At 44.1% G+C, this 26,540-nt stretch carries 18 protein-coding genes and 2 pseudogenes; 17 read left to right on the top strand and 3 right to left on the bottom strand.

Annotated elements, in window-relative coordinates:
- Window positions 1-11 precede the first annotated feature (11 nt).
- Window positions 12-1,241 carry a helix-turn-helix domain-containing protein gene (locus tag J2Z65_RS20420; protein ID WP_167057309.1) on the bottom strand — a complete coding sequence of 410 codons (1,230 nt, stop codon included), beginning with the start codon at window positions 1,239-1,241 and terminating at the stop codon, window positions 12-14.
- A 112-nt stretch (window positions 1,242-1,353) separates the two neighbouring features.
- Between J2Z65_RS20420 and J2Z65_RS20415 the strand changes: the two genes are divergently transcribed.
- On the top strand, window positions 1,354-3,651 hold the full coding sequence (locus J2Z65_RS20415) for a glycoside hydrolase family 3 C-terminal domain-containing protein (protein WP_167057306.1): 2,298 nt from the start codon (window positions 1,354-1,356) through the stop codon (window positions 3,649-3,651).
- A 155-nt stretch (window positions 3,652-3,806) separates the two neighbouring features.
- Here the strand turns inward: J2Z65_RS20415 and J2Z65_RS20410 are convergent, their stop codons facing one another.
- Complete coding sequence (locus J2Z65_RS20410) at window positions 3,807-5,204, bottom strand: sulfatase family protein (RefSeq protein WP_167057303.1); 1,398 nt, start codon at window positions 5,202-5,204, stop codon at window positions 3,807-3,809.
- Between the two features lie 241 nt (window positions 5,205-5,445).
- On the opposite strand from J2Z65_RS20410, the gene J2Z65_RS20405 reads away from it, so the two are divergent.
- From J2Z65_RS20405 to J2Z65_RS35375, 9 genes and pseudogenes are all read left to right on the top strand, one after another.
- The gene (locus J2Z65_RS20405; protein WP_167057300.1) at window positions 5,446-6,933 is read left to right on the top strand and encodes a sulfatase family protein; all 1,488 of its coding nucleotides are present in this window, start codon (window positions 5,446-5,448) and stop codon (window positions 6,931-6,933) included.
- A 23-nt stretch (window positions 6,934-6,956) separates the two neighbouring features.
- Entirely contained in the window at window positions 6,957-8,495 is a 1,539-nt protein-coding gene (locus tag J2Z65_RS20400; RefSeq protein ID WP_240159676.1) for an extracellular solute-binding protein, read from the top strand.
- A gap of 78 nt (window positions 8,496-8,573) precedes the next feature.
- Complete coding sequence (locus J2Z65_RS20395; protein ID WP_167057294.1) at window positions 8,574-9,527, top strand: ABC transporter permease; 954 nt, start codon at window positions 8,574-8,576, stop codon at window positions 9,525-9,527.
- 1 nt (window position 9,528) lies between these two features.
- The gene (locus tag J2Z65_RS20390; protein WP_167057291.1) at window positions 9,529-10,398 is read left to right on the top strand and encodes a carbohydrate ABC transporter permease; all 870 of its coding nucleotides are present in this window, start codon (window positions 9,529-9,531) and stop codon (window positions 10,396-10,398) included.
- A gap of 100 nt (window positions 10,399-10,498) precedes the next feature.
- Entirely contained in the window at window positions 10,499-11,506 is a 1,008-nt protein-coding gene (locus J2Z65_RS20385) for a response regulator transcription factor (protein WP_167057288.1), read from the top strand.
- A 4-nt stretch (window positions 11,507-11,510) separates the two neighbouring features.
- Window positions 11,511-13,349 (top strand): sensor histidine kinase, encoded by a 1,839-nt coding sequence (locus J2Z65_RS20380; protein WP_167057286.1) that lies wholly within the window; start codon window positions 11,511-11,513, stop codon window positions 13,347-13,349.
- Entirely contained in the window at window positions 13,346-14,836 is a 1,491-nt protein-coding gene (locus J2Z65_RS20375; protein ID WP_167057283.1) for a sulfatase, read from the top strand. Before J2Z65_RS20380 ends, J2Z65_RS20375 begins: the two co-directional genes overlap by 4 nt.
- 38 nt (window positions 14,837-14,874) lie before the next feature.
- Window positions 14,875-15,849, top strand: a complete 975-nt coding sequence (locus J2Z65_RS20370; RefSeq protein ID WP_167057280.1) for a formylglycine-generating enzyme family protein — start codon at window positions 14,875-14,877, stop codon at window positions 15,847-15,849.
- A 45-nt stretch (window positions 15,850-15,894) separates the two neighbouring features.
- A pseudogene (locus tag J2Z65_RS35375) lies at window positions 15,895-15,972 on the top strand (flagellar biosynthesis protein FliA); the annotation flags it as partial.
- Between the two features lie 69 nt (window positions 15,973-16,041).
- Here J2Z65_RS35375 and J2Z65_RS20365 read toward each other — a convergent pair.
- Window positions 16,042-16,494, bottom strand: a pseudogene (locus J2Z65_RS20365) (IS6 family transposase); the annotation flags it as partial.
- A 194-nt stretch (window positions 16,495-16,688) separates the two neighbouring features.
- Between J2Z65_RS20365 and J2Z65_RS20360 the strand changes: the two are divergent.
- The 7 genes from J2Z65_RS20360 to J2Z65_RS20330 all read left to right on the top strand — a co-directional run bounded on the left by J2Z65_RS20360 (window position 16,689) and on the right by J2Z65_RS20330 (window position 26,364).
- Window positions 16,689-17,987: an ABC transporter substrate-binding protein gene (locus J2Z65_RS20360; RefSeq protein WP_167057276.1), complete on the top strand. Its 1,299-nt coding sequence runs from the start codon at window positions 16,689-16,691 to the stop codon at window positions 17,985-17,987.
- Between the two features lie 124 nt (window positions 17,988-18,111).
- Window positions 18,112-19,005 carry a carbohydrate ABC transporter permease gene (locus J2Z65_RS20355; protein ID WP_167057273.1) on the top strand — a complete coding sequence of 298 codons (894 nt, stop codon included), beginning with the start codon at window positions 18,112-18,114 and terminating at the stop codon, window positions 19,003-19,005.
- Entirely contained in the window at window positions 18,995-19,828 is an 834-nt protein-coding gene (locus J2Z65_RS20350; protein ID WP_167057270.1) for a carbohydrate ABC transporter permease, read from the top strand. The genes J2Z65_RS20355 and J2Z65_RS20350 overlap by 11 nt, the downstream gene beginning before the upstream one ends.
- Before the next feature lie 135 nt (window positions 19,829-19,963).
- Window positions 19,964-21,667 (top strand): sensor histidine kinase, encoded by a 1,704-nt coding sequence (locus J2Z65_RS20345; protein WP_193580898.1) that lies wholly within the window; start codon window positions 19,964-19,966, stop codon window positions 21,665-21,667.
- Between the two features lie 17 nt (window positions 21,668-21,684).
- Window positions 21,685-23,235 carry a response regulator transcription factor gene (locus J2Z65_RS20340; protein ID WP_167057264.1) on the top strand — a complete coding sequence of 517 codons (1,551 nt, stop codon included), beginning with the start codon at window positions 21,685-21,687 and terminating at the stop codon, window positions 23,233-23,235.
- Window positions 23,236-23,330: 95 nt separating this feature from the next.
- Window positions 23,331-25,952, top strand: coding sequence for a glycoside hydrolase family 38 N-terminal domain-containing protein (locus J2Z65_RS20335; RefSeq protein ID WP_167057261.1), 2,622 nt, complete (start codon window positions 23,331-23,333; stop codon window positions 25,950-25,952).
- A gap of 211 nt (window positions 25,953-26,163) precedes the next feature.
- The gene (locus J2Z65_RS20330) at window positions 26,164-26,364 is read left to right on the top strand and encodes a hypothetical protein (RefSeq protein ID WP_167057258.1); all 201 of its coding nucleotides are present in this window, start codon (window positions 26,164-26,166) and stop codon (window positions 26,362-26,364) included.
- Window positions 26,365-26,540: the final 176 nt, after the last annotated feature.

Raw genomic sequence — 26,540 nt, 5'->3', positions numbered from 1 at the left:
GCGGCTTCAGCTTAATTTGACCGATACTGCTTCGGCGTCACGCCCGTATGCTTTCTGAACACTTTAATAAAGTGAGCTTGATCGTAAAAGCTCAGGCGCGATGCAATGGACGAGACCGTATCGTTCGTCATATTCAGCAGCTTTTTCGCTTCTTCAACTCGCTCTTGCTGTATATAGTTCATAAGCGTTAGTCCTGTTTGTTTCTTAAACAATTGCATCAAATAGTTGCCATTCAGCCCTGTCAGCTTCGAAAGCTTATCCACTGTAATGTCTTCGTACAAATGTTCATAAATGTATTTCCGGCATTCCCTTATTGGTTTGGATCCCCTACTATTGCGGCCTTGCGCAACCCGTTCCGTGAAATCCATAAGCGCATTGACCATGACGGCTTCCACGGCTCTTGCATCATGAAGCTCTTCGATTTGCTGAATATACAGATCGCTCAGTGTGTAAGCTGTTTCCTCGAATAACCCGCCATCCAAGGCGGCCCTCATCGCAATCGCAACGCCACAAATAGCCAAATTTTTGTTGTTGCGGATTTGGCTTCGCTTGGCTAGTACCCCCGCCTCGCTGTAAGAGAAATTAATCACTTGCTTCATGAGTTCCTTTTTATCGCCATTCCGAATCAAATTGAAAAATTGCTTTTCGGCTTCCATGCTTTGATGAAACATTGAAAACTCCCGCTGTGTCGAAATCGTAAGCTCTACATTGTTCTTGAACGTTGATGGCAGAGCATATTGATACCCATATTGCAACACATCCGTTATCTCCAGAGCCTCCTGATTGACCAAGGAATGCGCAAGGACGCCGATATGAAGCAAACGCAGCTGATTTACGGCGGGCAGGCTGCTCAAGTATGCCTTCCAACGCGGCAGATCCCGATAAGGGATCTGGAAGTCATTCATTTGGTTAACAATTTGCTCGTCGTTCGGCATTTGCTGGATCGAAGGACCGATCACGATGCATGCATGCCGCTTACCGTTGCGTTTCACCGGGAGCACGATAAATTGCTCCCAGAAATTCGTTGTGCGAATAACTGGGTATTCCATCTCCTGTTCGATCAGAGGACGAACTAGAGCCTCGGGTTCTGAAATGAAAGGACTATATTGAAAGCCGGTCCCCCATATAGCCTCTATGGGCGAGTGTTCATCAACGTTATAAAAGATCGGAAGTTGAATGCTTTCGTAAAGCATTTTGCAAACATAGGCTAGATCAGGTTGATTTGGATTTGTGAATATCAACGGGCACCTCAGCTGCGTACAATTTTTCTGAGTATTATACCATAAAAGAAAGCGCATGCATGAAATAATGAAACCTGTATGGATTTCACTATTACGAGGGGGATTTATATCCATGAAACGCGATATTCAAGCTCTAATTGCTCAGATGACTTTGGAAGAAAAAGCTGGCATGTGCTCCGGTTCTGATTTTTGGCGTTTAAAAGGCGTAGAACGCTTGGGGATTCCGCGTATAATGGTGACGGACGGACCGCACGGTCTGCGCAAGCAGCAAGGTGAATCCGACCATTTGGGCGTTTTCGATAGCGTTCCGGCAACTTGCTTTCCATCTGCAGCCGGTATGGCGAGCTCATGGGATCGCGAACTGATCGGCAAGGTCGGCGTGGCGCTCGGCGAAGAGTGTCAGGCTGAAGATGTTGCCGTCCTGCTCGGACCAGGTGCAAACATTAAACGCTCTCCGCTGTGCGGACGCAATTTCGAATATTTCTCGGAAGACCCGTATCTGTCCTCTGAAATTGCTGCTAGCCATATTAACGGCGTGCAAAGCCAAGGGGTCGGCACATCGCTAAAGCACTTTGCGGTTAACAACCAGGAGCATCGCCGTATGGGCATTGATGCCGTCGTCGACGAGCGCACGCTGCGTGAAATTTATTTGGCAAGCTTCGAGGGCGCGGTGAAAAAAGGGCAGCCATGGACGGTCATGAGCGCGTACAACAAAGTGAATGGGACGTATGCTTCCGAGAATGAATATTTGCTTTCTGACATTTTGAAGGAAGAATGGGGTCATGAAGGTATTGTCATTACGGACTGGGGCGCAAACAATGAGCGCGTAAAAGGACTATCAGCGGGACAGGAGGTGGAGATGCCTGGAAGTGGCGGCGTGAACGACAAAAAAATCGTCGCGGCGGTTCAAAGCGGTCAGCTGTCCGAAGAGGCGCTGAATCGTGCGGTTGAGCGGATTTTACGCATCATTTTCATGAGTGTGGACAACAAAAAGCCAAATGCGTCCTATGATCGCGGTGAGCATCATCGGCTTGCCCGTTCGGTTGCAAGCGAAACGATGGTGCTGCTGAAAAACGAGGGCAATATGCTCCCATTGGAAAAGGGCAAGAAATTGGCTGTTATTGGCGCATTCGCACAAAAGCCGAGATACCAAGGTGGAGGCAGCTCGCACATCAAGCCAACTCAAATCGACGTACCGTTTGAAGAAATCCAAATGCTCGCTGGAGACGCAGCATCTGTCATGTACGCCCAAGGCTATCATACGGATAAAGACGACGTTGATGCAGCTCTGGTCGAGGAAGCGAAAAAAGCGGCAGGCGGAGCAGATGTTGCAGTCATTATCGCAGGTCTTCCGGACCGTTACGAGTCCGAGGGCTTCGACCGCAAGCATTTGCATATGCCGGCTAACCAAATCCAACTCATCGAAGCTGTAGCAGGCGTACAAAGTAACGTTGTGGTCGTGCTTCTGAACGGCTCTCCAATCGAAATGCCATGGATCGGTCAAGTTAAATCGGTACTCGAAGCGTATTTAGGCGGTCAGGCTGTTGGCGGTGCGATTGCTGACGTATTGTTCGGGAAAGTGAATCCAAGTGGCAAGCTTGCTGAGACGTTCCCGTTGAGGTTGAGTGACAATCCATCGTTCCTGTTCTTCCCGGGCGAAGGCAATCGTGTCGAGTACCGTGAAGGCATTTTTGTCGGCTACCGCTATTATGACACGAAAAAAGTGGAGCCGCTGTTCCCGTTCGGATACGGTCTTAGCTATACGACGTTTGAATATTCAAATCTTGTGCTGAGCAGCAGAGAAATCAAAGATACCGACGCGGTTAACGTTCAAGTAACGGTGCAAAATACAGGAGCTCGCGCCGGCAGAGAAATCGTTCAGCTTTATGTCCGTGACGTGGAGAGTACGGCTATCCGCCCGTTCAAAGAACTGAAGGGCTTCGCCAAAGTCGAGCTCTTGCCAGGGGAAAAGAAAACCGTTACATTGACGCTGGACAAACGCTCCTTCGCTTACTACAACGTAGAGCTCAAAGATTGGCATGTGGAGTCCGGTAACTTTGAAATCCTGATTGGACGTTCGTCTGAAGATATCGTACTGCGGGATACGATCGGCGTCGAGTCGACGGTTGTTGTCAAAATCAAAGTCGATAGAAGCACGTTGCTTGCTGATCTGATGAGCGATCCGCAAAGAGCGCCTGTCGTTCAAGGCTTGATTCAGAAGTTTCAGGAAGGCATGGGCGTTTCAACGGACAATTTACAATCGATGGAAGAAGCATTGGGTGAAGGCACGGGCGAAATGTTCGCCGAGATGATGAAATATATGCCGCTGCGTGCGATGGTTTCATTTAGCCAAGGCGCATTTACAGACGAAATGCTGGATGGACTTGTTGCGCAATTGAACCATCTTTAATTCATTCGGGAGCAGATGCCAGAGAAACTGCAAAAATCAAGTGTTCAACCTTTAGCCCCGACATCTGACCCTGAGTGCTGTAAAAATAAAGAAGCCTGTCGTTGCGGCAGGCTTCTTTATATGGGCTTTTTTATCCTTTGGCACACAATATCTACTTACTTTCTTAAGCTCGCCATTCTATTCAATAGCTGTTGCGATATTGCAGGACTCTCTTTGATGATGTTCAACAGCTCAAACGGGTCTTCCTGAAGATCGTATAATTCGCTAATATCGTTATGATTTTGGATCAGCTTATATCTTCCGTCAAAAATCATACGAGTATTACTCAGTTCGCTAAACTGGAATGGTTTATGCTGAACTGCTTCTGAATTCAATTGTGGAACTAACGATTTGCCATCCAAGCTGTTCTGCTTGTATTCTGCACCGGCTAAGTCCAGAATCGTCGGATGCAAATCCATTAATTCCGCGAGTGCAGCACTTGTTCCCATTCTCGATTCCCTCGGGTCCGCAATGATGAGCGGGATTCGCAGGGCCCCCTCATACATCGTGCTTTTCTGAAATAAGCCGTGATCTCCCATCATTTCTCCATGGTCCGCACAAAAAATGACAACCGTGTGCTCGGATAATCCTTTTTGCTCCAAGGTGTTTAATAGCTTACCTACCCACTCATCGATTAACTTGATGGCAGCGCCATAGTGCCGCTTAACCCGATTAAGTTCTTTGTCAGACATTCCGGCTGTCTGTTTCTTGGCTTTCTTCTTAACCCACTCAGGCTTATTGGAAAGATCGTCCTTTATGGAATCAGGAAACGTTTTATCAGGAAATGCATCGACGTATTCAGATGGAGCATCCCATGGATCATGCGGTCCAACGAAGCTTACAAATAAATGCCAAGGTGTATCGCTGGAAACTTGCTCCAAAAACTCACACGACTTACGTCCTATATAACTATCATGAAAATGTTCCGCTGGAAGAGATGAAGGCCATGCGTTATAAAATTTCCATTCAGCAAAACGCTGACGGTAATCGTGGACGAAAGCGGCTAACAGCCCCTGATCACGTAAGTAGCTTTGGTACGGTCCGGCGATATGGTCGGCATGATCAGGGTTAATATCGAACTTCATTAATTCATTCTTGCGAAACGCAGCGTTCATCTTACCTTCTGTTTCATGTGGATTTGTGAATCCAAGATGATACATGAAGGGAAGATCCCCATTCATTCCATAGTCATGATCTCCCTTGTGCAGATCACTTTTGCCAACGATCGCCACACGATAACCTGCTTGTCTTAGTGCTTGGTAGTAAGTTGGCTGCTCTGCGGGGTAATTTACAAAATTCTCAAGGTTACCTAATCGATGGGGGTACATGCCTGCGGCTAATGAACAGCGGCTTGGTCCACACACAGGACTGTTACAGCTTGCTTTCTCGAAACGGATTCCTCTTTGGGCGATACGGTCGATATTAGGAGTATGAACGAAGGAAGTGCCTGCGCAGCTCAGCCAATCGGCTCGAAATTGATCGACCATGATCATGAGGATATTGGGAGATCTCAAACCAAATCATCCTTTCTTCTGTATAGAATCACCCACGACTATATCAAATCGGAACCGTGGCATCGATATCGGATCTTCCGATTTCTTCACATATTTTCCGAAGTTACTTCGAGCTCCGCATCAACGGAAAAAATGCAAAGAAATCGGAAAATGCGTTAACGACTTCGCAGTTGCTTACCCGGTATAGTAAAGATAACTTCATTGCGAAGCAAACTAAGATCAACAGGGGGGGCAAAGCAAGTTGAGTAAAAAGCCTCATATTTTATTATTTAACCCCGATCAGTGGCGTGGAGACGTTATGGGCCACTTGGGCAATCCGGCTGCAATCACACCTCATTTGGATGAGCTGGTAGCTACGGATGCGGTATCCTTCAGTAACGCGTTTTGCCAGAATCCTGTATGTACGCCGAGTCGCTGCTCCTTCATGTCGGGCTGGTATCCACATGTCAGAGGTCATCGTACGATGTACCATATGATGAAGCCTGATGAGCCGGTGCTGCTCAAGACGTTAAAGGATGCTGGCTACTATGTCTGGTGGGGCGGGAAAAATGATCTCATTCCTCCGACAAGCGGTTTCGATGCTTATTGTGACGTCAAGTATGTGCCGGAACGAAAGCCGAAACCCATTTTTGGCGGAGCGTTCGAAGGGACGGGGGATAATTGGCGCGGAGCACCAGGCAGTGATACGTATTATTCTTTCTTTGTGGGAGAACTTGACACCGGGGGAGAAGACGACTATTACGATTCTGATTGGGCGAATATTTTGGGAGCGATCGAGCTTATCAAGAATCCTCCGAAGGATCAGCCGTTATGTATCTACTTGCCGATCCTATACCCACACCCTCCTTATGCCGTGGAGAAGTCATGGTATAATCTCATTGACAAGTTTTCGATTCCTGAGCGCATTCGCACGGAGCACCTATCGGAGAATAAGCCATCGATACTTAGCGGTCTGCGCGAGAGATATAGCATGCAGAGCTGGTCCGAGGAGAGCTGGACAGAGCTGAGAGCCACCTATTATGCTATGTGCGCACGTGTGGATCATCAATTCGGATTGTTGATGAAAGCACTTAAGGATGCGGGTATCTACGATGATACTGCTGTATTCTTTTTCTCGGACCACGGAGATTTCACCGGTGATTACGGACTAGTGGAAAAAAATCAAAATACATTCGAGGACTGTTTGACGCGTGTTCCGTTCATCGTCAAGCCACCAGCTTCGGAATCGGTCAAGCCGAGGGTTAACGATGCTTTAGTCGAACTGATCGATATGTCTGCAACTGTGCACGACTATGCGGGAATTACTCCCGACTACACGATTTTCGGGAAGACCCTAGCTCCCTTAATCTCAGGAGAGACAGAGGAGCATAGGGATGCCGTGTTCTGCGAGGGAGGAAGGCTGCACGGGGAGAAGCACTGTAATGAATCCGCACCTGCTAACGAGGACTCAACCATGTTGTATTGGCCTAGAGGTGAGATGCAGCGCAGTGAGGGGCCGGAGCATACGAAGGCAATAATGGTTCGGAATCACAAATATAAATATGTGCGTCGATTTTATGAAACCGACGAATTATATGATTTGGAGCAAGATCCAGCAGAGACCCAGAACAGAATACATGATGTTTCGTTGGCAAAAGTGCGGGGAGAATTGAAAGAGAGAATGCTGAATTTCTATATGGAAACCTGCGATGTCGTCCCTCATGTTAGAGACTCGAGAGAAAAGAAATAATCGCTATGGGAGGCTGAAGCTTGATGAAGAGATGGACCGCGATTACGCTAGGTACTCTGTTGATTTCCTCAGCATTGACTGGATGTGCAGGAAGCTCAGCTACTACTAAGTCTAAGGAAGGGAAAGCCGGAGGAGTCGTCGATGATCCAGGCGAAAAAATTACCATTAACCTGATGACACGCAGCTATGCCGGCGGCGGCTGGGCACCGAATCACCCAATGGTCGAAGAGATCAACAAACGTCTAAATATTGACTTAAAGATCGAATGGGTTCCCTCTGCGAACTATCAGGAGAAACTGAACGTCATGGCAGCGTCCAACAACTTCCCGGATGTGTTTTACGCGCCTAAAGCGGAGTTTGTTAAGTGGCAATCGAAGGATGTGTTTATGAATGTACGACCTGAATTGAGCAAATATCCGAACATAGTCAAATATATCCCGGAGGAAGCGATTAAGCAGTTTAACCCGAAAGAGAAGTATTACGGAATTCCGTTCTATTACCAAGAGGTGCGGGACTCGCTCGCGATTCGCAAGGACTGGATGGACAAATTGGGACTTAAGATGCCGGAGACGATCGATGAGTTCTACGAAGTAGCCAAAGCCTTCGCGATGAAAGATCCTGACGGCAACGGGAAGCAGGATACGGTAGGCTTCTCCATGGAGGTAAATCCAGGAGGGGCGTTTGGTTTTGGCGGTACGGCGGCATACTTGACCACTAGCTTTGGTCTAGCGAACAACTGGACACTTGACGGCAACGGAAAGCTGATTCCGATGCAGACGCAGGCTAAGGAGCTCAAGGACTATATTGGGTTCATGCGCAAGGCGTATGCGGAGGGGGTGCTCGACAAGGATTCCCCGATCTTGAAGTCGCGAGACTCACTCAACAAGCTGGAGGCTGGCAAATCCGGCATAGCCCCGGTAAATCCACAGCAGTTGTACGTGGAAACGATTCCACCCTTGTTGAAAACGGATCCCAAGGCTGAACTCGTGCAGCTGATGCCGCCGAAGGGAACATCCGGCAAAAGCGGAATCAAAAGTTCCACATCAGGAGATAAAATCGTCATCAATTCCAAAATTGATGCTAAGAAGCAGCAACGGATCCTGAAGCTGTTAGATTATATGCTGTCGGATGAGGGCTATGATTTTGTTAAACACGGGATTGAGGGTGTTCACTACAAGAAGATCAGCGATACGAAGTACGAGCAACTGGAAGCATCGGTGAAAGATCGTCAATTCTTGCTGCTAGGATGGTTCTTCAAGCGCTTTGATCCAATGTTCTTGATTTATAAGTGGATGGATCCGAAGGAAGTAGCAACGATCAAGAACTACTTCGACAACAATGAGAAGGTCAAGGTGAAGGATGCTGCTGCAGGGCTGGTTTCGGAAACTGCGACAAAGCTCGGTGCGAATATTGACAAGAAGTGGATGGACACTATGGTTAAGATCATTGCAGGTCAAGAGCCTATTGACTCGATCGACAAGGCGATTGCAGAGTGGAAGGCTGCTGGCGGTGACAAGATCATTCAGGAAATGAATGAAGAGTATCAGAAAGTGAATCAATGAGATGATATTGAAGCCGGGAAGAGGCGGCCGCCATGGCTCAAGCTTCCCGGTCACTCTAGGGTGAAGGAGGTTATAGGCTTGAGCACAGCAGTTGCACATCCAGAGAATGTAAAAAGCAAGACATTGACTCGCAGCCGGTGGTTTGAGTGGAAGCGTGGGCTGCCAATCTATATCATGATGCTGCCAGGCTTTCTGTTCTTCATCATATTCAAATATGTTCCGATGGCTGGTATCCTGATTGCATTTCAAGAGTACGATCCGTTCGAGGGGTTTTTAGGAAGTTCTTGGGTTGGATTGCAGCATTTTGAGACGCTGTTCAAGGACCCTGATTTTTGGATGATCTTCCGCAATACACTGATGATTAGTGCATTGAATTTATTTTTCTTCTTTCCAGTGCCCATTGTTCTTGCTCTTCTGCTGAATGAGGTGCGAATCCAATGGTTTAAGAAGGGAGCACAAACGCTGCTGTACGTTCCCCACTTTTTAAGTTGGGTCGTTATCGTCAGCATGACGGCGCTGTTATTTTCTACACAGGATGGGGGAATCAATAATCTGATTTCCACATGGGGCTACGAAAGGCTAGACATCATGACGAATCCAGACTCTTTTCGCATCCTGTATTTGCTACAGGTCATATGGAAAGAAGCTGGCTGGAGCGCGATTATCTTTCTTGCGGCTCTTGCCTCGGTAGATCCAACACTGTATGAAGCTGCCCGAGTGGACGGCGCGAGCCGTTTACGCCAAATCTGGCATATCAACCTGCCTGCACTACGCTCCACTATTATTATTCTGTTTATATTGCGCCTCGGGCATGTTATGGATACCGGCTTCGAGCACATTCTGCTCCTGCAGAATTCACTGAATATTCAGGTTTCTGAGGTGTTCGACACATACGTGTATCGTGTAGGGATCAACCAAGCTGAGTTCAGCTACACCACTGCGGTAGGTTTGTTTAAGGCGTTAATCGGACTCGGACTCGTATATATCGCTAACCGCGCGTCCCGCAAGATCGGTGAGGAGGGTGTCTATTAACATGAAAAATCAAGCTTCGCTGCGTATGCCTTCCGTCTTTGAGGCGATCGTCTATGTGCTGCTCGCGATAATTTTGCTTGGTGTGCTTTTCCCTTGCCTTTATGTTCTATTAAGCTCGTTCTCAACCAAGCAGGAAATGCTTTCAAGGGGATTCTTCCTAATCCCACGAACCTGGACTTTAAATTCTTACGGGTACCTGTTCAATAATCACAACTTCCTTACATCGTATTGGAATGCTTTTCAGATTACGATCGTAGGGACAGTGCTTAGTATTTCGGCAACGACGCTTATGGCTTATGGACTTTCCCGAACATGGCTGAAGGGCAGAAAAGTACTCAATATTATGGTTATTATAACCATACTCTTCAGTGGCGGTATCATCCCTATGTACCTGCTGACCAATCAGTTAGGACTGTTGAACAGCTACTGGTCGCTGTATTTGAATAATCTCATCTTGCCTTTCAATTTAATTGTCATGCGAAGCTTTTTCCAGAACACGCCTAAAGAGCTTGAGGAAGCGGCACGGATAGACGGCTGCGGAGAGTGGATGTTATTTTTCCGGGTAATGCTTCCCTTGTCCATGACTTCGGTAGCGACCTTTATCGTATTTTACGCGGTGTTTTATTGGAACTCCTATTTTCAGGCGGTTCTATTTATTAGTGATTCTCAAATGATTCCTTTACAAGTCTTTTTGCGGCAAATCGTACTTGAATCAGGCAATTCCGTGGAATCTGTTGCGAACGGTTATGAGTTTGGTCCTCCAGTAAAGATGGCTGTTGTCGTTATGGCCTCGATCCCGATGATTGTGATGTATCCGTTCTTCCAAAAGTACTTTGACAAGGGCATGCTCGTTGGCTCTGTGAAAGGGTAAGAAGGGGATATAGGTGCACTTACCGAGCGTGTTATAATGGGATGGAGATGCCTCTGGATCAAAAGGGCAAGTCATTACTAAACAATCGGATGGTGTTCCTATGTATCAAGTCATGGTCGTAGAGGATGAGCAGTGGATTCGAAGTGCTGTTGTCAAGATGGTGGAGCAACTGGGCGGTGCATTTGAGGTTGTGGCCGAGGCGTGCAACGGTGAAGAGGCGCTGCAGACCATTTACCAGGTTTGGCCCACAATTGTTATTACCGATATCATGATGCCGATTCAAGACGGCCTATGGCTTGTGCGCGAGATTGCGGAACGGCAGCTGCCGATTATTACCATCATTCTTACAGGTCACAATGAATTTGAATATGCTCGTCAAGCGCTGAGATATCATGCAAGTGATTTTTTGCTGAAGCCCATTCTTGAGGAAGAGCTGAGCAATGCACTTGAGAAGGCTAAAGCACAAATTCCGCAATTTCACAATCTACGGCACTATTACCTCAGCATTCAACAATTATTTGATAAAATTGTGGATTACGACGCCATGGCGTTATTCAAGGAACAGGCTCGTATCGTGAATTGCATCCTAGATGCTACAGACCTGCAGGAGAACGAGAAGGGCGTACTGCTTCGAACCTTTTCAAGCAAGTACAATGATTTGATCCAAAGTATGCAACCGGACTTTACTTGGCTTCCTTTTTCAGTGGGAGAAGAGGTAAGCGCTCACTTTCTTAAGCTGACAGAGGAGTGGCTGCAATGCTACAACGCATTGAACAATGTCGAGATGCGCCAGATCATTCGGAAGGTGTGCGACTTTCTGCAAGCTCATTACCAGGAGGAGCATTCGGTCTCAGATATTACACAGCGGTTCCATATCAGCGTTTCACAGTTCAGCCTGCTCTTTAAGAAGTATAAAGGGCAATCCTTTATTAACTATTTAAACTCATTGCGCATCAGGCAGGCCAAGCACATGCTCGTTGATGGGGAGCTTAAGGTCTATGAAGTTGCTGAGCAGGTTGGCTTTCAGTCTCTGCCGCATTTTAACCGCGTGTTCAAGCAGCTAACGGGCCAGTCGCCTAATGAGTATCGGAAATGGTTAAATGTGTGAGCCGATGAAGTATATTTTTGGACGCCTTCACTTTCGTTTCTCTATCAAAACAAAGCTGACAGTTGCCTTGCTGCTGGTGGGCTTGCTCACCATTCTGTTGATGGGATTTTTATCGTATCACTTATACAATAACAGTATTAAAGGGGATTTCCACCGCATCTCCCAGGAAGCGACGCTTCGGCTCAATCATCATATCGACTTCTATATTTACCAGCTGACCAAATCGACGTCCTCTGTGGCTAAGGAAGAGCTTGTCCAGCGATGGATGAAATACGGGCAGCAAGCGTCTCTCGAGGAGCAGCAGAACGTTCAGAATGTGCTGAGGAGATATGTTGCTCTGAATTATCCGGAGATTGTAGGGATGTTCCTGCGTACGCCCGACGGCCGCACATTGGCTATGACCAACCTGGCTTTGCGTTCGGAGGAGATGCTCGCTCAGGAACCCTGGTATCAGAATGGCATCCCTGATAAGGCAGAAGTCATTCCGACCCATGCAGTGAAGTATGTGATCGAGGATGTAAGGGTTCTCTCGCTAGAGATGCCGATTTACAGTGTTGAAAACATGGATCTGCTCGGGAAGCTGGTGATCGATTTTAACTTGGACGAAATTCAGCGTACTTTCGAAAAGTCCAGCCTTGCTCCGCAGGGCCACTTCTTTATTGTCTCCGAACAGGATGGGATTGTTTATTATCCGAATTATAAGTGGCTCGGCTTGCCTCGAGAGCAAACGGCGTTAAGGCAGCTCGATTTATCCAATAACGAAAAGGCCTCGATTCAGCAATGGGAGGGGAGGCGAACACTGGTTGCTGTGACCCGGTCGGATACGACAGGCTGGTCGTTCGTGTCGATTGTCCCCTACGAGGAGATGGCATCGGCAGCCAAACATACACCTAACACGATGATTCTTGCCTTCGTCATGGTTGCATGCTGCATTGTTTTGGTGGTGCCGTTCATATCTCGCGCCTTCGTGAAGCCGATCCTGCACTTGCGACAGGTGATGGGCAGTGTAGAACGGGGAGACCTGCATGTTCGCGCCTCTTATACATCGGGATATGATGAATTTCAGTATTTAAACCGAAGTTTCAACATGATGATCGAGCAGGTGAGCCAGTTGCTGGACACCGTGAGCACGATGAGACTGCAGGAGGTCAGCCTTCAGCTTCGGGAGAAGGAAGCGTTGGTGAAGGCGCTTCAAAATCAGATTAATCCTCATTTCCTGTATAATTCGTTGGATATCATTAAAAGTATGGCTTATCTGGAGGATATGCCGGAGATCGTGAAGATGGCCCGTAGTCTGGCGAACTTCTACCGTTACACGGCGCAGGATATGAATGCTATTGTGAGGCTGGAGGAAGAATTGACACAGCTGAAACATTTTTTGTCGATCGTTCATATTCGGTTTCCGGGTACGTTCCGCAGTCAGTTTAGCGTCAACGAGAAATTTATGAATTGCTTGATCCCCAAGCTGATTGTGCAGCCGCTCGTCGAGAATGCGGTCAAGTATGCCATTGAAGCAAAGCAAGGGAAAGGAACTATCATCGTGAATGCTTTCGATGACCGGTCTGATCTCGTCATTGAGGTAGCAGATAACGGTCCGGGCATTCGCAAGGAGCGATTGGAGCAGATTCAAGCAATGCTGAAGCAGCTTTCAGAGAACGCGCTACATGAGTACGGCAAACAGCCGAACCTCGGCATTGCGAACGTGCACGCTCGCATCGTGCTGCAGTACGGAAGCTCCTACGGGCTTAGCCTTGACGCTTTCGAGGGGCGCGGAACTGTTGCTTCGATTCGGTTGCCGCTCCATCTCATCCAAAACAAGTCAGAAAGTGAGGGTAACCCATGAAAGCGATTATGCTGATGTTTGATACACTAAATAGACATATGCTGCCTCCTTATGGCTGCGATTGGATCCATGCACCGAACTTTAAGCGGCTAGCAGAGAAGACGGTGACATTCGATCAGGCCTACGTAGGAAGCATGCCTTGTATGCCTGCGCGTCGGGAACTTCAGACCGGAAGGTACAACTTCCTGCACCGCAGCTGGGGACCGATGGAGCCATTTGATGACTCTATGCCTGAATTATTAAAGAAAAACGGCGTGTATACCCACCTCGTTACCGATCACCAGCATTATTGGGAGGACGGCGGAGGAACCTACCACACCCGTTACAGCTCATTCGAATTAATCCGCGGGCAGGAGGGGGATCCCTGGAAGGGCGAAGTGGCTGAGCCCGAACTGCCCGAAATGGTCGCCATGAAGGAGATGCACCAGCTCATCCGTCAGGATTGGATCAATCGGACATACATTCGGGAGGAAAAGGATTTCCCGCAGGCCCAGACAATGGAGAAGGGCCTTGAGTTTATACGCCATAACCGGGAGGCGGACCGGTGGTTCTTGCAGATTGAAACGTTCGATCCACATGAGCCTTTCTATGCGCCGCAGGCTTATCGAGACTTGTACCCTCACACTTATGAAGGTAAACACTTTGACTGGCCGCCGTACGGTCCGGTTAAGGAGACAAAGGAGGAGATCGAGCACGTCCGCTACGAATATGCCGCATTGCTCAGCATGTGCGATCATTATTTGGGCAAGGTGCTTGATACGATGGATGAGCTGGATCTATGGAAGGATACGATGCTCATCGTCAACACGGATCATGGCTATTTGCTTGGTGAGCATGATTGGTGGGCGAAGACGATCATGCCGTTCTATAACGAAATCGCCCACATGCCTTTATTCATCTGGGATCCCCGCAACGGTGCATGCAATGAACGAAGACAGAGTCTCGTACAGACGATCGATTTGGCTCCAACACTGCTAAGATATTTCGGTGTGGACATTCCTCCGGATATGCAGGGTAAGGATCTTGAGCATACGATCGCACAGGATAAGGAAGTTCGTGAAGCTGCGCTATTCGGCTTGCATGGGGCGCATGTAAATGTGACCGATGGCAAATACGTATACATGCGGGCTCCGCTCTCCAAGGATAATACACCTTTGTATAATTACACTCTAATGCCTACTCATATGCGTAGCCGATTCTCCGTACAGGAGCTGCAAGAAATCAGGCTTCAGGCGCCATTCTCCTTTACGAAGGACGTTCAAACGATGAAGATCAGAGCGGCTGGCTACAACCATTATCACTCTTTCGGTACGCTGCTATATGACCTGCAGAAGGATCCGTTTCAGCAGAATCCGTTAACTAATCTCCCAGAGGTAGAGTGGAGAATGATCGAGCTGTTGAAGCGCCTGATGGAGGAAAACGAAGCGCCTGCGGAGCAGTATGAACGCTTAGGGCTAGCTGTATGCTGTACAACCCTTCAGGCGTAGCAAATTATAGTTAGCTTAACTTTCAGGAGGACTTTGAAATGGAAAATAAACCGTCGTGCTGCTCAGCTTCAAGGCAAGCCTCCTCACAGGTTTCCGTTTCGCTTGAGACATCATTCTCTCTTAAAACGGTGCGGTCCGCCGACTCAAAAGAAGGAATGATTCTGCTGGAAGGCGGTACTTTCCTCATGGGGACGGATGATCAAGAAGGCTTTCCTTCAGATGGAGAGGGGCCTGTCCGCCGTGTAGCCGTCAGTCCCTTTTACGTATCGCCTTATGCGGTCACAAACGCCGAATATAAACAATTTGTTGATGCAACAGGCTTTAAAACGGATGCTGAGAGGTTTGGGTGGTCCTATGTTTTCCATATTTTGGTCTCTAAAGAGACGGCTAATAAGGTCACACAGGTAGTGCAAACATCGCCATGGTGGTGGAATGTGGAAGGTGCCTATTGGAGGCAACCGGAAGGCCTGGATTCCTCAATTGACGATCGGATGGATCATCCGGTTGTGCATATTTCCTGGAACGATGCGGCAACGTACTGTAAATGGGCCGGCAAACGACTGTTGTCGGAAGCGGAATGGGAGTACGCTGCACGAGGCGATCTCGTTCAGAAGAAGTATCCCTGGGGAGATATTTTAAAACCGGATGGTCAGTATATGTGTAATATTTGGCAGGGAAAGTTCCCTATTAAAAATAACGCCAGTGACGGCTACATCGGAACAGCGCCTGTACATGCTTTTCATCCAAACGGATATGGCCTTTATCAAGTTTCCGGGAATGTTTGGGAGTGGTGCTCGGATTGGTTTAGCCGGGATTATCATTTGCGGGCGAAGCCGGTGGATTCAAAGGGACCGCCAACCGGGCAATCCAAGGTGATGCGAGGCGGCTCCTACTTATGCCATAAATCTTATTGTAATCGGTATCGTGTAGCCGCAAGATCGGCAAATACACCGGATAGTTCATCAGGTAATATGGGATTTCGCTGTGCCGCCGATTGGAATGATCTGGGATAAAGTTAATTTCAAGGACCTGAGAAATCAGGTCTTTATTATTTTACGTTGCTTCGTGTCCACAACCTCAAAAAATTCGATAATACGGGAGAAGATCTTGAGGATTTGATCTCGATCGGAACGATTTTAACTATGCCACAATACCAGGTGCAACGATTAAAACAGATCAAAGATAGTCGTCATATTGTTGTTTGACTATGCTATCATACCAAACATTTTATTAATTAATTCTACTGCAGAAAGGACAGACGAATGCTTGCATTCGACCTGCCCTTTCTTTATCATATGCATGACTTCTATCCCGGCAATTGTTTTCTCTGCAGTACCAATAGACTTGAATCCCAGCATTGGTTTAATGACTTTCTTTATGAATCGATGATCTTGTTCAATAATATTGTTGAGATATTTCTTTTGTCGCAGTACTGTTTCTTGATTCATAGTTTTCTCGTCCTTCAATTGCTGGATTGCGGTAGGGTAAGCTGGGTTTTTATCGACGGTGATCACGCGCGGCGATTGATTGTGTGGTGAAGTCAATGCTTTCTCGAAAAATCGTTTGGCTGCGGGAACATCTCGGTTTTCAGACAACATGAAATCAATCGTCTTACCCGTTGAATCCACTGTTCTATAAAGATATTTCCAATTTGCTTGTCTAATCATGTTTTAGAGCTTTGCACCACAACCGGTAATACAATGCTACCGATAGATAACCAACGATCTGAGCATATCTCAATCGTAGAATTTTGGAACATTTCGAAGTTTTAGTTCCTTTTCGTCATAAAAGAAAGCCCTTACAATAAAGAGGAATCGGTCATGACGATATCAAAACATCTGGGGGTAAAGAAATGAAAAAAGGGATAGTATTTGCTTCATTAAATCTCCTGCTTGTAACAGCTTTAGTTGGTTGTAGTAACGCTAGCAGTACGCCTACGAGTACACAAAGTTCAGCGGCTACGGCTAGCCCGAAGGCCCAATCAACCCCTACAAAAGTAGTCATGTATGGCGATATTAAGGAGTTCCCTTCATTTGTACCTATTCTGGCAAAATTAAAAGAAGACTTCAAAGGCAAGTACGATATTGAGACGATTCCGGTTGATTGGGGTAATCTGGACAAAGTCGTAAAGACAGGGATTGCCTCTGGACAACCTGCAGATATTTATACCTATTGGCCTAATTCTCTAAAGCCGATGATTGATGCCAATATGATTACGGATTTAACGCCTTACTTGGATGCTAACAATGGAGAATGGAAAAACCAGTTCACTTCGATGTTGAATACGGGTAAATATGGTGACAAAACTTATGGTATCCCGATTAGCGGTGTTTTTCCTCTGATTTTTGCAAACCAAGATCTACTGGACAAAGCAGGTGTGAAAATCCCGGATAATTGGAACTGGGATCAGTTTATCGCGACAATGCAGCAAATCAAAGAAAAAACGGGTGTTTATCCCTTCGGAGCGTCAAATGATCTGGCTGTTATCATGCCGAGGGAAGGTCTTGAAAGCCTTGGTGCTGCCCAAGGAAAGCTTGATGATTTGGCAAATATGAAAATTCCTGCTACTGATCCAATGTTCGCTACAATGCTTACGAATGTGAAAAAGCTGAATGATGGGGATTATTGGTATCCTGGAAAAGGTGCTTTAACTATAAAGCGTGATGAGGAGCAATCTGCTTTTTATCAAGGTAAGGTAGCCATGATCGCAGAAGCTTCATCCCTTGTTGCAACTATTAGCACAAACGCGAAATTTAAATATGTTGCTTTGCCTATTCCGACAATGGGTGACAAATTAGCTTATACGGGAAGTGCTGATGGATTCATGATTCCTTCAAATGCACCTCATAAAGAAGCTGCTGTTGAAATTATGAAAAAGTTAACAAGCCCTGAATATCTGCAATTGCATGCAGATGCTGGCTTCTTGGTTTCTAGCAAAAAGGTGCAATATAAAGATCCAATAATTACTCAACTTTCAGCTTTGTATGATCACGCAATAGCAAATCCAGCTGGTTTCACATATGCAAATGGTAAAATACAGGATTACTTTACAAATCAGCTTCTGCCAAAACTGTACTTGCAAGGTGGCAATATCCCAGGAATTCAAGGCGATATTGAAGCTTTGCGTAAAGAAGCTTTAAGTAGCAAGTAAACAAAATACAGCAAGAGCCAAAATACACTCGTTGAACGGGTCGACATGAACCTCATATCGCGTAGTTCGGCGAGTGTATTTCAACTACTAACCACTTTGGGACCATGATATGGAGAATCGTGTAATGAAGAACAATATAATTAAAGTACGAGGAGATAGGATCATCGGCTTTGTATTTCTAATTCCGGTACTGATCCTAATAATGTTTGTGTCTTACATTCCATTCATATGGAACTTAGTCTTATCATTTCAACAATGGGATGGGTTCTTAAACCGTAAGTGGATTGGATTCAAAAACTATACGCATCTTATTCACGATCAGACAGCCTTAATTAGCTTTTATCATTCGGCTTATTTAGGTGTAGGTATAACCTTATTTTCTGTCACTATTGGCATATTGTTAGCTGCTTTTATATACCCTCTAGGAGCAAAAGAGGGGGCGTTTTTTAGATTTACCCTTTTCACTCCATCTATGGTTCCAAGCTCAATTATCGCCATTTTGTTCACCTTTATTTTTAGTCCCACTGGTGTCTTGAATCAAGCATTAGAAAGTATTGGACTTAAGTCTTTAACGCACGTTTGGTTAGGAGAGCCTTCAACTGTATTGCCAAGCATTGTCGTTGTAGATGTCTATAAGAACATGGGGATTACAATGATGCTCTGTTTTACAGCTATGCAGATGATACCCAAGTCATTATTTGAGGCTAGTAAACTAGAAGGTATTAGCTATGTACGCCAATTTGTATTGATCGTCCTGCCGCTTATTAAACCTATCATCCAATTGTGTGTTGTATTAACCTTGATTTCTGCATTTCGCACATTTGATTCAGTGAGAATATTAACTAATGGTGGCCCTGGAACGATGTCGAAGACTGTCTCCATGTACATGATCGACAGTGCATTCAGTTATAATCAGTTCGGTTATGCCGCATCCATGGGAGCATTGTTTACGGGAATGTTGCTTTTGACAGTGCTTGTGGCAAGAAGACTGCTGAGGGGGGAATCCTATGAATATTGATAAAAACTTAACAGCAAGGATATGGGTTCCCAGAATCATCGTTTTACTCATTACTTTCCTCACGGTATTTCCGCTACTGTTTGTGTTTATGACATCTTTAAAATCAACGCAAGAGTTTTTATTTAATATTTGGGCTTTACCATCGAAATTTAGCTTGAGTAATTATTCGAAAGCATGGTCCCAAGGAGAAATAGGGCACTTCTTCTTAAATAGTTTTTATGTCGTATCGCTTTCCATTGCAGGGATTTTACTTTTTTCTTCACTTGCTGGTTACTCTCTTGCGAGATTGCGTGTTCCTAAAGCTGAATTCATCATGATGGTTATACTTGTTCCAACCATGTTTCCATCGGAATCCATACTAATGCCCTTTTATATTATGATGAGTAAATTAAAACTGTTAGGAGAAGCCTACACATTAATTGTTCCTTTTATTGGATGGGGCGTTCCGACTGCAACTTATATATTTCGCAATTTTTTTCTTTCTATTCCTAATGAACTGCTGGAGGCGGCTAAGGTTGATGGAGCAAGCGATACCTTGGTTTTTGGAAAGGTTATCATGCCGATTATGATACCGACGCTCTTGACCGTAGCTATCTTAAACTTTGGTTTATGGGGTGAACTTCTTTGGACTACCGTTTCAATGTCAGCTTCTACATTTAGAACGATACCACTAGGCATATTAGCTTTTCAAACCCAGATGGGGACGGATTGGGGACCGCTATCTGCTGCAATTTGTATCGTTATGGTTCCTCTAATCATATTATTCTTATCTTCTCAAAAGCATTTTGTTCAAGGGCTAACTGGTGGTGCGGTAAAAGGCTAAGCCACACATAATCGCTTTGTATTCATCTGATTATCTTCATTTAAAAATAAATGAAGGTAATTCAGTGACGTTAACTGGGGGAGGTCATGGTATTATTAATTAGTAATCTAAAAAAAAGCTGTTAAAACGGAGAATATGATGTCTATCCAAAAGAAATTTTTTATTTATTTATTTTTATTAGTTATTCTTCCGCTGTTGTTGGCATCAAGTATCATTCTTTCCAAAGCTTCTGAAATTATTGGCTCTAAATCGAGGGAAGCTGTGTTTCAATCATTTAAGCAAACCCAGTTTCGTCTAAACCAAATCGTTTCTAATGCAGAAAATTTGTCATTGAAGGTACTGGGGAATGAGGATGTCCAACAGCTTTCCACTTTGAACGAACAAAGTTCTCAATATGAGTTCGTTATGCATACGAACGGAATCAATTTTTTTCTCCAACAGGAGTTAAAAATGCAGCCCTATATTAAGTTCTTCCTCCTCGTGAAAGGGCAGAACTTAATTTATCATTTTGGAACTTATAAGGAAAATGTAAACGCGGAATTATTACAAAAAGCAGTCGATAATAATGGAATTCCGTTGTGGGCCCACAATAAAGATGATGTATTTTTAGTAAGAGCAATCAATGATATTAACAAATTTAAATTGCTTTCAATTGAAGTACTAAACGTGGACGAACGTGCATTAGAGCAAGCTTATACCGAAAATGATGTTTGGGCAACTTCCCAAACGAAGATCATCGATGAATCTGGTCAAATCGTATCATCAATAAATAAAAGTGAAATTGGAACAAATATTAATAATCAAAGCTATGTCCGTAGTGCCATGCGGGGAAGTGAAGGTTATTTTCAAATGATGGTGGATGAAAAAAAGATGTCGGTTTTTTTCTATACCATGAATAACGGTTGGCATGTATTAAAAATAATAGCCGATTCACAAATCAATGAACCACAAAAATTCCTTAAAATTTTGATAATGGTCGCTATCTTGATTTGCTTGCTCTTTGGCGTTGTGTTTTCTGTCATACAAAATAATGGCATTATTCGACCTATAAAGTTATTGAAGCGTGAAATGGACAAAGTAAAACGAGGGAATCTTGAGATACAGATACAGAATCAGAAAAAAGATGAAATTGGGCAATTAGGATTTCAATTTAAAGAAATGGCTTTAGATTTGAAAGATCTAATTGAAAAAGTATACACCAGCGAATTAAAAGAGAAGGAAGCAAAGTTACAATTGCTTAGCATGCAAATCAATCCGCATTTTCTATACAATACATTGGATTCCATTCGGTGGGTTGCGATAAAAAGTCAAGTAGATACAGTCGCGGATCAATTAGAAGTATTATCTAACATGTTTAGATATTCTTTAAAGCAGGAGCATTATTTTACAACAGTCCAACAAGAAGTAGAGCATGTGAACAATTATATGCGTATCATGAATTTTCGATTTAATTATATTTATGAATTTATTGTAGATGTGGATGAAAACACACTCCAATTAGAATGCCCCCATTTTATTCTGCAGCCATTGATTGAAAATTCCATTCAACATGGGTTCATAGATATGGTTTTGGAAGGCTGTATTCAGATTTCGATTAAGCAAGAAGATTCCCTGATCCGAATATGTGTGGAAGACAATGGCGCAGGAACAGATGAAAAACGAATTCGCCGAATGCTAGATAGTGATGAAACGGAATCCGGATATGCTCTTCGAAATATCCACAACCGGATTCAATTGAAATACGGCACTGGGTTTGGAGTTCAATTTTATAGCCAGATTGGTAAAGGAAGTAAAGTTGATATAATGATCCCAGTGGTTAAAAGAATTAGTAGCATGTAATGAGAGGAATAATCAACATGAAAATGCTGATTGTAGATGATGAAATTCAAATTCGAACAGGATTGCAGCAAGGAATAGATTGGCGAAGTTTGGGGCTGCAAGAAGTATTTATTGCAGACAATGGAGTCTCAGCACTAGAACTATATAAACAACATGTACCGGAAATTGTTATTACCGATATACGCATGCCAAAGATGGACGGTCTGACGTTAATTAAGTCAGTGAGAGAGATCTCTTCGGATTGTAAATTTATTATTTTAAGCGGATATTCTGAGTTTGAATACGCCAAAAAAGCTCTGCAATACGAGGTTCTGGACTATGAGTTAAAGCCAGTGAATATTAAGCGCTTACTAACTGTGGTAAAAAAAGCAATAGAGAAAATTAAAAGTGAAAAATCCCAAATCTCATTGTTTGATGAATATTTGAGTGATCGACTTTTTCATGACGTTGTAAATAACGATTTTAAGGAAACTCCCAATGTTAAAGATTTTTTCTCCCAAAGTTTAAAATGGAAGCCAGGAAGCTCATTCCGAATTTGTTATTTGCAAATCGATGAAAATCAGGAAAATATATATAAAAAAGAATCGAAAGAACGTCTCCAACAAATTCTCAAAGAAGAAGCTAAAAAAATACCAGGAATTATTCATAGTATTTCATTGAAAAATTACATGCTTATTATGAATTCTGAGAACCGGGTCTTTGAATTGGAAAAATGGTGGAATCATTTAAACGATATTTTTAAGTGTAACTTTGCATGCACAATCTCCATTGGAGTTAGTAACGAGGAGGAACTGGATTGTCTCCCCGTATTATATCAACAAGCTCTTCAGGCAATCCAAACGAAATTGTACAGTGGTCCTAGTGGTATTCATTACTTTTTTGAATTACAAAGAAAGGAGGACCGAACTTTTTCATATAAGCTTCCTGAGGAGGAAATATGGAAAGGGTTTCAGGAACCTTCATTTTCTGTTTTAAAAACATGCATTGGTAGGGAGTTTAGTGTTTTTCAACATGAACGTAGGTTTTCAAGAAAGGAATTAACTGAAATCTGCAAACAATATCTTCATGTTGCTGAACAGGTGATAATGCAGAAGTTTACGGCTATTACAAAAATTTTCGAAACTGATTTTGCTAGCATTGAACAATTGGATCAGTTAGATACTTTAAATGACTATCGTGACTTTACGATCCGTGTATTTGAGGGAGTGTACGATAAGTTGCAATATGTACACCAGACATCGGGTACAAAGGGGACAAAAGCAGCATTGAAGTATATCCAGAATCATTTTCATGAGGATATCTCGGTGAAAGAGGTTTCCGATCATATTCAACAGTCCCCTAACTATTTTAGTCATAAATTCAAACAGGAAATGAGTCTTTCTTTTACTGAATATTTAAATGGAATAAGAATAGAAGAAGCTATTAGATTGTTAAAAACAGAAGTTACGATACCACTTTATGAGATAAGCTCCAAAGTGGGTTTCCAAGATTATAAATATTTTACGCACGTATTCAAGAAGATGAAGGGGCTCTCGCCTTCAGAATATCAGAAAAACATGAAACAGTAGAATAACAGAAGAAATCGAAGAATTTTCACCTTATTCTTGATAAATCTAGCCAGTAAAATAGAGTTAAGTGATAAGCAACTATGGAGGGGACAAATGTGACGAAGATCAAAGAGATACTGGTGCTGCACCACAGTCATCTGGATGTAGGCTATACGCATGCTCAACCAATTTTACTGGAATTACAGAAGGAATATATCGATCAAGCGCTTCTTCTTTGTGAGCAAACGGAGGATTGGCCTGAGAATTGCAAATTTCGTTGGACCTGCGAATCCTCTTACGTTGTTTTAAAGTGGTTGGAAACCTCAGATCTACGGCAAATAGAAAAATTCAAGCATTATCTGCATAACGGGCAAATGAGCATAAGTGCTTCTTTTATGCATACAGCACCGCTCTGCTCCGCGGAAGTTTTAGCCAAAATGTTAAGCGCTGTCAAGAAATTACGTGACCAATTTGATATTCGTATAAAGACGGCGATCCATCATGATGTAAACGGTCAACCTTGGCCGTATAGTCAATTGCTCATGGATGCCGGCGTAGAATTTTTCATGATGGGGATTAATGTACACTTCGGTGGTATTCCCTTAACTAGACCGATGGCATTCCATTGGGAGGCTCCAGATAAGCGTAAGTTGCTTACTTTCCATGGGGAGCATTACTCGTTATTCGGACAAATTTGTAATTTGCATGAGAGGGATACCCAGGTCATTGCGGATGGACTTGCAAAATATTTGAAAAGATTCGAGGATATGCCGGATTATCCATTCGATTTTGCTTATTTAACGGCTACAAATTTGCCGCTTTACGATAATAATCCACCTGATCGGGAACTTGCTTCTCTGCTTCGGAAATGGAATGAAGAAGGGCATGAACAGACGATTTCCTTTGTTACACCAGAACAATTATATGAGCGAGTGAAAAGACATGAACAAAAGCTATCTGTTCATGCTGGTGATTGGACGGATTACTGGAATTTCGGATCCGCCAGCTCAGCAAAGGAAGTTAAACTGAGCCGCAAGACAAAACAAGGAATGAAAGCAGTCGAACTATTAGATGCTTTTGAGCCTATACAAGAACTTCCCTATCAGATCGTTAAGAAACAGGCATGGGAGCAAATTCAATTATTCGATGAACATACATGGGGAGCATTTAATTCCACTACAGAGCCGGAGCATCTGAATGTAGCGATTCAGTGGATGCATAAAGCCCATTATGCCTATCAGGCGAACAGCTTAACGGGATTCTTGCTCGGCAAGCAAATGGAAAAGTTGGCACACAATCCGCTCCAATCCGATAAGCCGGAAGGTTTACTTCTGGTCAACCCTTCTCCAGCGACTCTAACCTATGAAATTCGGATTCCATCCGCATTCCAGATAGAGGGTTGCCATCTTGCGGCTGACAGAATGCGTCATGTATTGATGAATCATGAACGAATGGAATCCGGTGACAGCTATGGAACCGTGGAGCTAAAACCTTTCAGTTGGAGGGAGATTCCTTTCCAATCTATGCAGATTCAGGAACAAGCAAATGACATTGTTGTTGAAAATGGTCGCATAGAAACGCCCCATCATATCTGCACGTTCGATTCTACTACTGGAAGAATCACTGGAGTGTATGATAAAAAATTAAAATGGCATGTCCTTGATTCCTCTAGTCCATGGACTTTCTTTCAGTACGTGCAGGAAACGATTGATCCGCTCTATCATCCGGAAGATCGAAGTACCATCTTTCCGCGGGATATAGAGAAAGGTAACAATAGTATCAGCGTCTGGAACCATGAGTGGAAGGCCAAACGAAGTACCTATACAAGTCTGAAACAATGCATGGTTGAACGGGCGGCAAACTCGGCTACACTTGTTTTGAAATGGGATGCCCCGGGAGTCAGTAATTTGGAACAGCGGATTACTTTTTTCAATTACCGTCCGGAAATTGAGCTGAAAGCCTCTTTCCATAAACAGGACATTACGACTCCGGAAGGAACCTATTTTGCTTTCCCACTCCAGTTAGATAAGTGGCAGTGTCACTATGACACAGCAGGGCAAATGGTTGAACTGGATAAAGAACAGCTGCCAGGCGTGTGTCGTGATTGGATAACTGTTGATAAGCAGGTATCCATGTATGACGGCTTCAAAGGTGTTACACTTGCTTGTCCAGATGCACCTCTTGTTCAGGTTGGCGGCTTTAATTTCGGCAAGGAACAGAAAGAAATTCCTAGAGACCCAAACCCGCTACTGCTTGCATGGCCAATGAACAATTACTGGGACACGAACTACCGTGCCCATCAGCCAGGATATGCCTCTTTTACGTATGTACTTTCTACTTTCCAAAATTTCGATGAAACGCAAGCAACAATGGCGGGGACACGAGCTATTACACCCGTTCTGGCTTTGCCTGTCATTCATTGCGCGGAGGGCCAATCTGGCCAGTGGATAGAGTGTAAGGGGGATGGAGCCGTACTATACGATATCAAACAGGCAGAAGACGGCAACGGAGTGATTTTACGACTTGTTAATGTGAAAAATGAATCCGTTGACACTCAATTGCGTTTTCCAAAACACCACATAACATCAGCGTCTGTCGTTAACGTATTGGAAGAAGATAAAACTGTTATTGAGAATAATTCACTGGAGTCGGAAGGACTGCTTTCGAATAATGGCGTGCATGTGAGTCTGAAATCCAAGCAAATGATTCATATGAGATTACATTTAACGAGCGCTTAGGCATGTTATTAAGGAATACATTTCGTAATTGCTTGAATGAGAGTGTTATATATCTAATTCAAGCTTTATTTGAATCAATATTTGAAAGCGCTTCAATTTAGGGGGTGGTCATTCCCGAGATTAAAAAAGTTAATTGAATAAGGCATCAATGAATTCTCCACTTTTACATGGATATGATTTAAGAAAAGTTAACTCAATCTAAAGGAGGTAAATGAATGTTAGAGTAAAATGTATAAAAAGATTTGCAATGATTATGTTATTTACCCTGTTGAGTGCTTCTAGATTAGAAGTAAGCCCCTTTGGCGTGATGACGGTTAAAGCTGATACGACTACAGCCAATCAAGCATTAAGGTTTGTCCAGCAATACAAAAGTATCTTTAATTACTCCTCCATCGCAAGCGAATACAGATAAAACAACAAATGCTTCACTTCTCGGAAACGGGGATGCAGGTATAACCACGCTTGGCAATATGAATGCAAATGGACGAATGGAATATGGGTGTGCTGTGTAGTTCTTAGCCAGTGATGAGTCAAATTTCATACATATTTCGCGACTTGTTGGTTTGAATCATAATAATCCGATAATAG

It is taken from the genome of Paenibacillus aceris, assembly GCF_017874035.1.
Classification (GTDB): domain Bacteria; phylum Bacillota; class Bacilli; order Paenibacillales; family NBRC-103111; genus Paenibacillus_E; species Paenibacillus_E aceris.
Note: the sequence above shows the minus strand (reverse complement) of the source record. Positions and strands in the feature narration are given on the sequence as shown.

Bases quoted from the DNA above. Each gene is read 5' to 3' on its own strand.
- J2Z65_RS20415 (WP_167057306.1), top strand. From the start codon at position 1,354: ATGAAACGCGATATTCAAGCTCTAATTGCTCAGATGACTTTGGAAGAA.
- J2Z65_RS20400 (WP_240159676.1), top strand. From the start codon at position 6,957: ATGAAGAGATGGACCGCGATTACGCTAGGTACTCTGTTGATTTCCTCA.
- J2Z65_RS20390 (WP_167057291.1), top strand. From the start codon at position 9,529: ATGAAAAATCAAGCTTCGCTGCGTATGCCTTCCGTCTTTGAGGCGATC.
- J2Z65_RS20385 (WP_167057288.1), top strand. From the start codon at position 10,499: ATGTATCAAGTCATGGTCGTAGAGGATGAGCAGTGGATTCGAAGTGCT.
- J2Z65_RS20380 (WP_167057286.1), top strand. From the start codon at position 11,511: ATGAAGTATATTTTTGGACGCCTTCACTTTCGTTTCTCTATCAAAACA.
- J2Z65_RS20375 (WP_167057283.1), top strand. From the start codon at position 13,346: ATGAAAGCGATTATGCTGATGTTTGATACACTAAATAGACATATGCTG.
- J2Z65_RS20370 (WP_167057280.1), top strand. From the start codon at position 14,875: ATGGAAAATAAACCGTCGTGCTGCTCAGCTTCAAGGCAAGCCTCCTCA.
- J2Z65_RS20360 (WP_167057276.1), top strand. From the start codon at position 16,689: ATGAAAAAAGGGATAGTATTTGCTTCATTAAATCTCCTGCTTGTAACA.
- J2Z65_RS20355 (WP_167057273.1), top strand. From the start codon at position 18,112: ATGAAGAACAATATAATTAAAGTACGAGGAGATAGGATCATCGGCTTT.
- J2Z65_RS20350 (WP_167057270.1), top strand. From the start codon at position 18,995: ATGAATATTGATAAAAACTTAACAGCAAGGATATGGGTTCCCAGAATC.
- J2Z65_RS20345 (WP_193580898.1), top strand. From the start codon at position 19,964: ATGATGTCTATCCAAAAGAAATTTTTTATTTATTTATTTTTATTAGTT.
- J2Z65_RS20340 (WP_167057264.1), top strand. From the start codon at position 21,685: ATGAAAATGCTGATTGTAGATGATGAAATTCAAATTCGAACAGGATTG.
- J2Z65_RS20330 (WP_167057258.1), top strand. From the start codon at position 26,164: ATGAATGTTAGAGTAAAATGTATAAAAAGATTTGCAATGATTATGTTA.